The sequence below is a fragment of the Alcanivorax sp. HI0044 genome (assembly GCF_001634945.1).
Genome location: NZ_LWEZ01001382.1, coordinates 1 through 1,442 on the forward strand (window position 1 = coordinate 1; position 1,442 = coordinate 1,442).

Sequence of the window (1,442 nt, forward strand, 5' to 3'; positions counted from 1 at the left end):
GCGAGACAAGGAGGCACGTCGTGCAGCCGGCGAAGAACCCGGTTTTGACTTGATCAATATGTTGCAGAGCAACGACGACACAAAAGACCTGATCAATCGGCCGATGGAGTTTATCGGGAATCTGGCTCTGCTCATCGTTGGCGGCAATGACACCACAAGGAATTCCATGAGCGGTGGTGTCTTGGCCTTGAATCAATTCCCCGAGGAGTTCACCAAGCTGAAGGCTAATCCGGACCTGATTCCGAACATGGTTTCGGAAATCATTCGTTGGCAAACTCCACTGGCCAACATGCGCAGGGTCGCGACACAGGACGTAGAACTTCGTGGCCAGACCATCAAGAAAGGGGACCGGGTGTTAATGTGGTATGCCTCAGGTAATCGAGACGAACGCAAGTTTGACAACCCCGATCAACTCATTATTGATCGCAAGGATGCACGCAACCATATTTCTTTTGGCTACGGTATTCATCGTTGTATGGGTAACCGCCTGGCCGAACTGCAATTGCGCATTTTGTGGGAAGAACTGCTCAAGCGCTTCGAAAATATCGAAGTGGTTGGCGAGCCGGAGCGTGTACAGTCCAACTTCGTGCGCGGTTATTCGAAGTTGATGGTCAAACTGACGGCAAAAAATTAATGAAAAGTTTGACCGGGCTGGCGACTGAAGAATTCGACTATATCGTTGTGGGCGCTGGCTCGGCAGGGTGCGCGGTAGCCAATCGTTTGTCCGAGAGTGGCCTCTATTCGGTGTTGCTACTCGAAGCCGGGCCGGAGAGTCGCCGCAACCCTTTCGTCAACACGCCGCTGGGATTTTTGCAGTTGATGTTCAGTCGCCGTTTCAACTGGCAGTTCTATACCGAGCCACAGCGTCACATGTACGGTCGTTCGTTGTTCCAGCCGCGGGGCAAGATGCTTGGCGGTTCGAGCGGGATTAACGCCCAGGTCTATATCCGTGGTCACGCCAGGGATTACGACGAGTGGGCACGGCAGGGGTGTCACGGTTGGTCATACGCCGAGGTGCTGCCGTATTTTNGTAAGTCAGAACATTACGAGCCTGAGACGGTGCCGGGTACGGCAGTATTCCATGGTAAGGATGGCCCTCTCAATGTGGCGGAGCGGCGTTATACAAACCCGTTGAGTACGGCGTTTGTCGAGGCATCAGTACAGGCGGGGTATCGACGCAATCGGGACTTCAACGGCCCTGATCAGGAAGGCGTCGGCTATTACTACACCTATCAGAAGGATGGTTCCCGTTGCAGTAATGCGCGTGCTTATCTTGAGCCTGCTGAGGGTCGATCTAACTTGACCATTCGCAGCGATGCACATGTTACCCGCGTGCTGTTTGATGGGGCTCGCGCTATTGGTGTCGAGTATCGCCACGCAAAAAGTTTGGTTAGAGCTCATGCCAAGCGGGAGGTTATCCTATGCGGCGGTGCATTCAACTC

2 protein-coding genes are annotated in these 1,442 nt (G+C 53.8%); both read left to right on the forward strand.

Annotated elements, in window-relative coordinates:
• Nucleotides 1-634 (forward strand): cytochrome P450 (locus A3730_RS20415; protein WP_156501273.1); only part of this gene is annotated, 634 nt, incomplete at its 5' end.
• On the forward strand, nt 634-1,442 hold an 809-nt coding region (locus A3730_RS20420; protein ID WP_156501274.1), incomplete at its 3' end, for a GMC family oxidoreductase. The genes A3730_RS20415 and A3730_RS20420, both read left to right, overlap by 1 nt.